This is a genomic window from Weizmannia sp. CD-2023, from assembly GCF_036225245.1.
In the GTDB taxonomy this organism is placed as follows: Bacteria; Bacillota; Bacilli; order Bacillales; family Bacillaceae_C; genus Weizmannia; species Weizmannia faecalis.
The window spans coordinates 1-10133 of record NZ_JARTJQ010000116.1; the positions used below are offsets into that span (position 1 = coordinate 1).

Annotated in this window: 12 protein-coding genes and 1 pseudogene; 11 read left to right on the forward strand and 2 right to left on the reverse strand. The window is 46.8% G+C overall.

What is annotated here, in order from left to right; genetic code table 11:
* Positions 1-25 precede the first annotated feature (25 nt).
* The 7 genes from P9687_RS15940 (at position 26) to P9687_RS15970 (ending at position 5329) form a co-directional block, all read left to right on the forward strand.
* Positions 26-259 (forward strand): DUF896 domain-containing protein, encoded by a 234-nt coding sequence (locus tag P9687_RS15940; RefSeq protein ID WP_014098216.1) that lies wholly within the window; start codon positions 26-28, stop codon positions 257-259.
* 118 nt (positions 260-377) lie between these two features.
* Positions 378-2384, forward strand: a complete 2007-nt coding sequence (gene tkt / locus P9687_RS15945) for a transketolase (protein ID WP_014098217.1) — start codon at positions 378-380, stop codon at positions 2382-2384.
* Positions 2385-2670: 286 nt separating this feature from the next.
* The gene (gene sirA / locus P9687_RS15950; protein ID WP_014098218.1) at positions 2671-3108 is read left to right on the forward strand and encodes a sporulation inhibitor of replication protein SirA; all 438 of its coding nucleotides are present in this window, start codon (positions 2671-2673) and stop codon (positions 3106-3108) included.
* 67 nt (positions 3109-3175) lie between these two features.
* Positions 3176-3394: a YneF family protein gene (locus P9687_RS15955; protein WP_013859446.1), complete on the forward strand. Its 219-nt coding sequence runs from the start codon at positions 3176-3178 to the stop codon at positions 3392-3394.
* A gap of 200 nt (positions 3395-3594) precedes the next feature.
* Entirely contained in the window at positions 3595-4302 is a 708-nt protein-coding gene (locus P9687_RS15960; RefSeq protein ID WP_014098219.1) for a cytochrome c biogenesis CcdA family protein, read from the forward strand.
* A 46-nt stretch (positions 4303-4348) separates the two neighbouring features.
* Positions 4349-4708: a response regulator gene (locus tag P9687_RS15965; RefSeq protein WP_013859444.1), complete on the forward strand. Its 360-nt coding sequence runs from the start codon at positions 4349-4351 to the stop codon at positions 4706-4708.
* A gap of 141 nt (positions 4709-4849) precedes the next feature.
* Positions 4850-5329, forward strand: a complete 480-nt coding sequence (locus P9687_RS15970; protein WP_014098220.1) for a CcdC family protein — start codon at positions 4850-4852, stop codon at positions 5327-5329.
* Positions 5330-5368: 39 nt separating this feature from the next.
* On the opposite strand, the gene P9687_RS15975 is transcribed toward P9687_RS15970, so the two are convergent.
* Both P9687_RS15975 and P9687_RS15980 read right to left on the reverse strand, forming a co-directional pair.
* Positions 5369-5821 (reverse strand): DUF2621 domain-containing protein, encoded by a 453-nt coding sequence (locus tag P9687_RS15975; RefSeq protein WP_061577611.1) that lies wholly within the window; start codon positions 5819-5821, stop codon positions 5369-5371.
* 231 nt (positions 5822-6052) lie between these two features.
* On the reverse strand, positions 6053-6637 hold the full coding sequence (locus P9687_RS15980) for a lysophospholipid acyltransferase family protein (RefSeq protein ID WP_061577610.1): 585 nt from the start codon (positions 6635-6637) through the stop codon (positions 6053-6055).
* Positions 6638-6827: 190 nt separating this feature from the next.
* Here P9687_RS15980 and dacB point away from each other — a divergent pair, with 190 nt between their 5' ends.
* From dacB to P9687_RS16000, 4 genes and pseudogenes are all read left to right on the forward strand, one after another.
* The gene (gene dacB / locus P9687_RS15985) at positions 6828-8315 is read left to right on the forward strand and encodes a D-alanyl-D-alanine carboxypeptidase/D-alanyl-D-alanine endopeptidase (RefSeq protein ID WP_061577609.1); all 1488 of its coding nucleotides are present in this window, start codon (positions 6828-6830) and stop codon (positions 8313-8315) included.
* Positions 8312-9226, forward strand: a complete 915-nt coding sequence (locus tag P9687_RS15990) for a S66 peptidase family protein (protein WP_061577608.1) — start codon at positions 8312-8314, stop codon at positions 9224-9226. The genes dacB and P9687_RS15990 overlap by 4 nt, the downstream gene beginning before the upstream one ends.
* 198 nt (positions 9227-9424) lie before the next feature.
* Complete coding sequence (locus P9687_RS15995) at positions 9425-9667, forward strand: hypothetical protein (protein WP_437184211.1); 243 nt, start codon at positions 9425-9427, stop codon at positions 9665-9667.
* Positions 9668-9931: 264 nt separating this feature from the next.
* A pseudogene (locus tag P9687_RS16000) lies at positions 9932-10133 on the forward strand (ISLre2 family transposase); the annotation flags it as partial.

Genomic DNA, 10133 nt, shown 5'->3' on the forward strand with positions numbered 1-10133 from the left:
AACTTATTATACGAGGAGAGAAAATATGCTTTCAAAAGAAAAAATGGCAAGGATTAACGAATTGGCGAAAAAAGCGAAAACCGGCGCCCTGACAAGTGAAGAAGCAAAGGAACAGTCAAAATTGCGAAGCGAGTATTTGCAGGCGTTCCGCTCTTCATTCAGAAAAACGATTGAAAATGTCCGTGTGCTTGACCCGGCTGGCCAGGACGTTACCCCGGAAAAAATTAAGCAAATTCAAACAAAAAGAAAGCTGCACTAAAAAGGAAACCATCCTGCTTTTTTCTTACAAAATCCATACAAAATGGTAAAAGAGTTGTGTTATGGGTTTCACTTGCCTTAATATAGAGTTGTAACCCATGAAGAAAGGATGTTAACAGATGTTTGATAAAACGGACGAACTGGCAGTCACAACAATCCGAACATTGTCCATTGACGCCATCGAAAAAGCAAAATCCGGTCATCCGGGGCTTCCGATGGGGGCTGCACCAATGGCATACACCCTCTGGACAAGATATTTGAACCATAATCCGGAAAACCCGCACTGGTTTAACCGGGACCGTTTCGTATTATCCGCAGGGCATGGTTCCATGCTGCTCTATAGCCTGCTCCATTTATCCGGTTATGCATTAAGCATGGATGATATTAAAAATTTCCGGCAATATGGCAGCAAAACCCCGGGTCATCCGGAATACGGGCATACGGAAGGCGTGGAAGCAACGACCGGTCCGCTCGGGCAGGGGATTGCCATGTCAGTCGGAATGGCGATGGCAGAACGGCATCTGGCGGCTGTATACAATAAAGAAAATTTCCCTGTCATTGACCATTATACATATGCTTTATGCGGAGATGGCGACTTAATGGAAGGCGTATCTGCCGAAGCTGCTTCATTGGCGGGACACTTAAAATTGGGACGTCTCATTGTATTGTACGATTCCAATGACATTTCCCTTGACGGCGACTTAAATAAGGCCTTTTCCGAAAGTGTTGCCGACCGGTTTAAAGCATACGGCTGGCAGTATTTGCGGGTTGAAGACGGGAATGATATGGCACAGGTCGCAAAAGCGATCGAGGAAGCAAAGGCGGATACAAGTCGGCCGACACTCATTGAAGTGAAAACGATCATCGGTTACGGTTCTCCAAACAAATCCGGGAAATCGGCTGCCCACGGCGCCCCGCTCGGAGAAGATGAACTGAAACTAACGAAAGAAGCGTATAAATGGACATTTGAAGAAGACTTCTATGTTCCGGATGAAGTTTACGCACGGTTCCGTGAATTGGTTGTGGAAAATGGCGTGAAAAAGGAACAGGAGTGGGCGTCCCTGTTTGAGGCCTATGAAAAACAATACCCGCAGCTTGCGGCTGAACTAAAACAGGCGATAAAAGGCGGGCTGCCGGATGGATGGGACAAGGACATTCCGGTCTATGAAGAAGGCAAAACCCTTGCCAGCCGTGCGGCAAGCGGGGAAGTGCTAAATGCCGTCTCCAAACATTTGCCGTCTTTGTTCGGGGGATCTGCAGACCTTGCCGGATCCAACAATACGCGGCTGAAAGAAGACAAGGACTATATGCCGGATGCCTATGAAGGGCGCAATATTTGGTTCGGTGTCCGCGAATTTGCGATGGGCGCAGCCATGAACGGTATGGCGCTTCATGGTGGTGTCCATGTATACGGCGGCACGTTCTTTGTTTTCTCGGATTATTTGCGTCCTGCCATCCGCCTAGCTGCTCTTATGGGCCTTCCGGTAACGTACGTCTTTACGCATGACAGTATCGCTGTCGGGGAAGACGGTCCGACACATGAACCGGTTGAACAGCTTCCTTCTTTAAGAGCGATGCCGGGCTTGTCGGTCATCCGCCCCGCGGACGGCAATGAAACGGCGGCTGCCTGGCGCCTTGCTCTGTCATCTGAAAACCATCCGACAGCGCTTGTTTTGACGCGCCAAGGGCTGCCAACCTTGAAAGGGACGTCTGAAAAAGCGTTGGAAGGCGTTTCAAAAGGTGCCTATGTCGTGTCCCCTGCACAAAAAGAAACGGCTGACGTTCTCCTTCTTGCCAGCGGGTCGGAAGTCCATCTGGCTGTGCTCGCGCAACAGCAATTGGCGGAACAAAAGATTGATGCTGCTGTTGTCAGCATGCCGTCATGGGACCGTTTTGAACAGCAAAGCAAAGCATACAAAGAATCCGTATTGCCGGCACAGGTGAAAAAACGCCTTGCCATTGAAATGGCTTCACCATTCGGCTGGGAAAGGTATACCGGGGATGAAGGCGATATTTTGTCGGTTAATACGTTTGGCGCCAGCGGAAACGGTAAAACCGTTATGGAAAAATACGGATTTACCGTTGAAAATGTTGTGGCACGTGTAAAAAAATTATTGGGCATGTAATCGTTCCGGGCCTGCTTTTGCGGTATTCGCGAAAGCAGGCTCATTTTTTATGCAGGAAGGGTATAAGAAAAGGGGGACTAAAAGTGCGGGGGCTGAGCTGAATGGCTTTTCCCTTGGATGATACCGCATAATCGGCAGCGCGTTGATGTATTTACGCTTATTTTCTTGTCTGTACATGCAATCAAATGTTTCAAATTCATTTTTTAAATTTTGTTACAACAAACGACAACTTTTTTGAGGCCCGTCCATTATAGTGAAGGTAACAAAGTTGCGGGAGTGAGATCATATGCGGTCCTATTCTATCTATCTGATAAAAGAGGAGTTTGCACAATATTATTACGGCAGGGAACGAATGTTTTTTAATCTTTTTCACCAGTATGCGCACGTTTCCGGAAGTTTGAAAAATGTCCTCAGCAGACAGATCCATTATATTACAAAGCCGATTCCGCTCTTGTCTGTCCATCATGTCTTGCAGCCGTTATTTTCTGACACCAGCAACATGACGAAAACAGGCGCTTGCCAACTTCTTTCAAAGAAAGAGGGGCAGGTGCTGGAAGTGACCATAGAAGAAAGAATGCTCCAGCTGAACGTATACGGGAGTTATGATACAGAAACCGCCGTTTTTGAAATTCTGAGGAACTTTAAAGGAGATTTGCTTGCAATCGATTATGACCATAAACGATTCGGCTGGATAAAACCGGTTAAAGAAAGAAAATTCGTGTGAGAAGAAAACAAGTATTGTATAATTCAAATGGATTTAGTACACTGTATGTGAGTGAAGGAGGTATATTATGATTTGGGTGTTCGTTCTTGTAGCCCTAATTGCTCTTTTGGCAGGCGCAGCAATCGGGTTTTTCATCGCCCGTAAATATATGATGAATTACCTGAAGAAAAATCCGCCGATTAATGAACAAATGCTGAGAATGATGATGATGCAAATGGGTATGAAGCCGTCTCAAAAGAAAATCAATCAAATGATGAATGCCATGAACAAACAAATGAAATCTTAAGCTGGGCGACCGGCTTTTGTGGTATATCCATCACCATTGTTAAGCTTCTCACGATTCTGTAAACCACTTTTTCTGCCAATTTTCTGCACAGAAAAGGTGGTTTTTGATTTCATGTTCCATTTTTATGCTTTTCACGATGTTTTTTCTCTTTCAATCAGTTTATGTTAAAATGAAAATGAGCCGGGATGGGGAGTGAACCGATGGCTGATGTAACTGTATGGCTGTCTTTCGGGGCAGGTTTCATGAGCTTTATATCGCCTTGCTGCCTGCCGCTTTATCCTGCTTTTGTTTCTTATATAACAGGCGCTTCTGTCAGCCGGTTAAAAAGCGGGGGCGGCATGCGGGAGTGGAAAAGTATCCTGCATACCGTTTGGTTTCTCGCGGGATTTTCCACTGTTTTTATTGCATTGGGGTTTGGTGCTTCCTGGATCGGGAGTTTTTTTATCCGTTACCAGGATGTCATCCGGCAGCTCGGTGCAGTCGCGCTCATTTTTTTTGGGCTGCTTGCAGCGGGCATTTTTCATCCGGGGATCTTTATGAAGGTGTACCGAATCGATATAAAAAAGCAGCCGGCGGGATTTTTGGGTTCTTTTCTCGTCGGGCTAGTGTTTGCTGCCGGCTGGACGCCCTGCACCGGGCCGATTCTTGCCTCGGTATTGGCAATGGCAGTGGCCCATCCGGCTTCTGCGTCGGTCTATATGGCTGCATATGTACTTGGCTTTTCCATACCTTTTTTTGTCCTTGCTTTTTTTATCGGACGGTTGGGGTGGATGCAAAAATACAGCGTAAAACTTTTAAAATGGAGCGGTGTTGTGATGATAGTCGCCGGAATCCTGCTCTTTTTTGACTGGATGCCTGTCATTTCCGGTTATATGAGTGCACTGTTCGGGGGATTCCAGGGATTTTAATCCGGGTTGCATTTTAACGGATCAATGAGGAGGAGAAATTCGATCGATGGCAAATGTGTTAATTGTGGATGATGCAAAATTTATGAGGATGACTTTGGCGAAAATGCTGGAAAACGGCGGCCATACCGTTGTAGGCGAAGCGGAGAACGGGCAGCGGGCGATTGAATTATACCGTGAAGTCAGGCCGGATGTTGTGACGATGGACATTACTATGCCGGAGATGACCGGCATTGAAGCGGTAAAAAAGATCGTGCGCGAATTCCCGGACGCAAAAATTATTATTTGCTCCGCGCTTGGCCAGCAAAAACTGGTCGTCGAAGCAATTGAATCCGGCGCAAAGGATTTTATCGTCAAGCCTTTTGATGAAACGCGTGTTTTAGAAGCGGTTGAACGCGTTTTGAACTGACAGGCGCCACAAAAAAAGGGAGGCAGGCATTCCGGCTGGACATCAACCCCGCTTTTATGGTTGAATATTACCATAGGAAACATATATTTATCGTATCTACATTTCTTTTGTTAAAAATCTGTTACTAAAGAGGGTTGAGACATGGAAGGCATTATCATCTCGTTCATTGTTGCGATTTTGATGGGGTCTTTGGTCATTTTTGTCCGTTTAAAAGGGCAGAACAAGCCCGTTTCCACAAAAAAAATATTGTTGCCGCCGGTCTTTATGAGTACCGGGGCATTGATGTTTGTCGTCCCGTATTTTCGTGTGACACCTGCCGAAGTATTGGAAGCATTTGTGGTCGGAATGTTCTTTTCCATATTTTTAATTAAAACTTCCCGTTTCGAAGTCCGTGACGGAAACGTATATTTAAAACGATCGAAAGCTTTTCCGTTTATTTTGATCGGGCTTCTTCTCATCCGGTTGCTGATGAAGGTGGTGCTTAGTTCTTCGATTCAAATCGGGCAGCTGAGCGGTATGTTTTTTCTGCTCGCATTCGGCATGATTCTGCCGTGGCGCGTCGCCATGTATATTCAGTACAGGCGGCTTATGCAGGAACTGGATGAAGGGGTCCGTGCTTGAAAAAACATCATTCGCTTTTGCCGAATGATGTTTTTTCATTTACTGGGCCGATTTTGTTTTTTCCTGCGCAAACAAATGCTCATATCGGCTGTCGTCGATGTCCAGCTGCTTTAATTTTTTTCGGAGGAATTTATGGTCGCGTTTTGGCGTGGCGAGAATATAGCCCTGAATGACATTGTCCAGTGTCATTTTTTTTGCATTTTTGGAAAGCGCCACATCCCCGATTTTTGCTGCGATTTTTTTCCTGGCCACATCGCGGAACAATTCCGGGACAGGGCTTACCAGTTCTTCAAGCAGTTCCCTGTACTCCGGCGTCCAGAGGTGCCGCGTTTTAAGGATTGTCTCCTCCTGCCGGTCAAGTATTGATTTTCGGTCTTCTTTCGGAAGCCTTTTCAAAAATTTCCGGAACATAAAATAGCCGCCAACTGAAAAGAGAAAAACGAGACAGAGGATCCATATTAAAATAAAGGCAGAAAACCATCCACTCAGCATGACGCTCTCCTCCTTGGCAAGTACTCGCTTTTATTATAAGAAAAGATGGACTGTTTTTTCAATTAAAAAAGGAAAAACCCTTTCGCCGGCCGGCAGGGGACAGAGAAAAAGGGATGTTTTATCTTTATTTGTCCATGAAAAAAACGGTGAGGCACTTTGAATGCGGTGCCTCGCCGTTTTTTTGATTTCTTTTGTGCTTTTTCATCTGCTTCGGGCAAGCAGAAAGCATTTTTACTGTTTTTTCAGCGCTTCAAAAGTGTCTTGCAGCAGAACAATCGTTTTTTCAATTTCTTCTTTTGTTCCTTTTTTTCCGTCTGCCAGCCTGATCGGGTCGCCAAAGCGCACGCGTTTCGGCTTTCTCGCGAGGACTTCTTTGAACGTTTTCGGCCCTTCGTAAATGGCCGGGACAAGCGGCACATTTGCTTTTAAAGCAATCGTCACGGCACCGCGTTTTAAAGAAACATGTTCGCTTTTGCGTGTTCCGGAAGGGAAAATGCCGACGACCTTCCCTTCTTTTAAAAGTTTCATTGGAATTTTAATCGAGCTCGGGCCCGGATTTTCACGATTGACGGGAAAAGCGTGCAACTTCGTGAATAGCCATTTTGACCATTTTTTAGAGAAAAGTTCCTGTTTCGCCATATAATGAATTTGGACAGGCCAGATGGCAATCGCCAGGTAAATAATATCCAGCCATGTTTGGTGGGTACAAACGACCACAAACGGAGCCGCAGGGATTTTCTCTTTGTTTTCTTTTTTGATTTTGCCGCCAAGCAGCCAAAAAATGCCGGCAACAACATAATAGCCAAACCGGTACATGATTACACCCCCACAAGCATTTTATACTATACAGGCATGCTTGTTCTACTAATTTGGAAAAAAATATTTAAAAACGCGAAATGAATCATTGGAAAAAAGAAGATAGCAGCCAAAACAGCGTTTACGGAAAGATTAAAATAAAGAAGGAATATGATAAAGCAAGGCAGAATTTCATACGGAGGGAAACGGATTGCATAAAAGATGGGTCGTGATATGGACGATGGCATTTCTATTTATTCAGGGAACTGGGCCTTATGCAGCAGGGGACAGGGAAGGCTGCGGGAAAAAAGAAACAGACGCAAAGATTGCCGGTATTCTTGAGGCCGCCCCTTTAAAAGGCGGGATCGTTGCGATCAGCGTCCGTTCGGCTGATAGCGGGAAACTGCTCTACGAACAAAATGGCAATACGCTGCTGCGCCCTGCATCCAATATGAAACTGCTGACCGCAGCCGCCGCGCTTGAAACGCTCGGGAAAAATACCCGTTTTAAAACGGGCGTGTACCGGACAGGCGCGATCCAAAACGGTACGCTTTACGGTGATATATACATACAAGGGGGAGGAGATCCTGCTTTATTGAAATCCGATTTAGCGGACTGGGCGGCTGAATTAAAGAAGCAGGGAATCCGGCGTATTCAGGGGGACCTGGTCGGGGATGATTCGCGCTATGATGATACCCGGTATTCACTTGACTTGCCATGGAGCGATGAACAGGAATATTACGGCGCACAAATTTCGGCTTTAACTTTATCGCCTAACCGGGATTATGATGCAGGGACGGCCATTTTTGAAGTTGTTCCGGCAAAAAAACCCGGCATGAAAGCGCGAATCAAAATGGTTCCGGAAAGCGGGATGGTTAAACTGGTCAACCATGTCCGAACCGTGCGAGACGGTGAGCAGCAGGAGGACGATATCGTCATCAGCCGGGCACATGGCGGGAATACGTTTACGGCAAGCGGGACAATTACAGCCGATTCCGCCGCAGTCCGGCAATGGAAAGCAGTCTGGGACCCGACGAAATGGGTGCTGTCTGTTTTCAAAAAAACGTTAGAGGAAAACGGGATCACCGTTCAAGGCACAATCAAAACGGGCAGGGTGAAGGATGCAGCAGTTCCGGTTCTCTTTTCACAATCGCCGCCTTTATCAAGCATCATGGTGCCATTTTTAAAATTCAGCAATAATACCATCGCCGAAATGCTTGTAAAAGAAATGGGGAAAACGGAAAAAGGGGAAGGAAGCTGGGAAAAAGGGCTTGAAGTCATTCGCAGCGTTGCAGGTAACTTTGGCATGGACCCTGACCAGATGATGCTCCGTGATGGTTCGGGCATATCTCACGCCGATTTGGTCCGGGCAAATGATTTGACGGCGCTTTTATACCGGATACAGGAAAAAGACTGGTTTCCGTGCTTTTTCGATGCGCTGCCTGTTGCGGGGGCTGAAAACAGGTTGGAAGGCGGAACCCTCAGAAACCGGTTTAAGGGGACGGCTGCTCGAGGACAGGTGTTTGCCAAAACTGGGTCGATTACAGGCGTCAGCACACTTTCCGGCTATATGCAGGCAACATCCGGGGAAAAGCTGATTTTTTCCATTTTGATCAATAATGTACTGGATGAAGAAGCAGTACATCAAGCGGAAGAGCAAATTGTACTGCAATTCATCAACCAGGGGGGAGAAGGATGAGAAAAGGGAAACGATTACAGGTGGGAGATACGATCGGGCTGGTCGCGCCTGCAAGCCCGGTCTCAATCGAAAGGCTTCAAACTGCTGTTGCGAAATTGCGGCGGCTCGGTTTCCGGGTAAAAGTGGGAGAAAATGCGGAGAAAGTATACGGTGGGTATATGGCCGGTACGCCGCTTGAACGGGCAGCCGATCTGCATGCGATGTTTGCAGACGATGACGTGCGGGCAATTCTTTGTTTGCGCGGCGGGTACGGGACACCGCAAATTTTACCGTATCTCGACGTTGAATGGATCCGGGAGAATCCGAAATTATTTATCGGTTACAGCGATATTACAGCACTACACATCGTTTTCCAGCAAAAATGCGGCCTCGCCACGATCCATGGCCCGATGGCGGCTGTCGAATTTATCACAGACGATGCGCTTTCGGTACAATCATTGCTCAAGCTGGCGTCAACCGGTGTTCCTACCGGCAGTTACACGGGGGAAGCGTGGGGTGAAGGGGTCATGACAGCGCCGCTTACAGGCGGGAATCTGTCATTAATCTGCGCACTGATGGGAACGCCGTTTGAAATCGATACAAGCGGAAAAATTCTTTTTCTTGAAGAAGTGCATGAAGAGCCATATGCGATCGACCGGATGCTTACCCAGCTTCAGCTTTCCGGAAAACTGGATGACGCCTCCGGGTTTGTGCTCGGGCAATGGATGGACTGTGAGCCGGAAGCATACGCGGATGGGTTTACGGCACAGGATGTCCTGAAAAAGTTTTTTTACGGGAGCGGTAAGCCGGTGCTTGCCGGCATACAGTCCGGGCACGGTACCCCGAATCTGGCGCTTCCGCTCGGCATCCCGGTCACACTGGATACAGTAGGCCAACGCCTGCATTTTTGCGAAACCATTGTCGCTGAATAAGCTTGCATATCGTTCTCATCATAACCGCATACTTATTGCCCGTACGGTATGTCCGGAAGCAGGCTGGCCTAGCAAGGGGTTTACAATGCAGACGCACATCCGGCCGTTTAAATTGGCGCCTGTTTTCCCGCTTGCAGGCGGATGCACAAACGATGCGCTTCCAACTGCCATATTGTAAAAGCAGCAATGGATAAAGGAGTGACAAATTTGGCAGAATCCAGGCAGTATTATGGCGGCTATCCGGGCCATTATATGCCGTATGGGCACCACCACCATTATGGAGGATACGGTGGTTACGGCGGTTATCCGTACGCGCATTCGTACGGCCACTCACATGGTTATGGTTACCCGCACGGCCACCATCATCATTACCATTCCGAACATTACGGCCACAGCGGATACGGGAATTTTCCGGGCCACGGGTACAGGGAAGAAAAATAAAACGCTTTACCGAAAAAGATGCCTGCGTGCAGGCATCTTTTTCCCATTTTTGCAGCAGCATTTTTCCAGGCGGATGGATTCGGCAGCCATGAAAGGTTTTCATACGAAAAAATCACGGCATTAGTGGAGAAAAAAATAAAGAAAAAGATAATCAGTATGTGTAAAATTTTACTCGAAGGGGCAGATGAGTGGAAAAAAATGGGAAGACGCTCTATCATCTAATTGTACACTTCAAGATGAACATCTAGAGAGAGAGGTCTTCCCATGGATATTATATCAATAATTGCTGGATTATTAAAGGATACAAAGAGTCTTATCGAATTTGAAGAACAGCTTAAACTTCTGATGCAGAAGGCTTTTACACAATGGGTTGGGGAAATATGTGAAGAGTTAGATAAATCAATAAAACAGGAGAAGTTAGAGGAGGGCTGGGTGTACTGCCGGAGTGTTATCAGAAGCGTGCAGT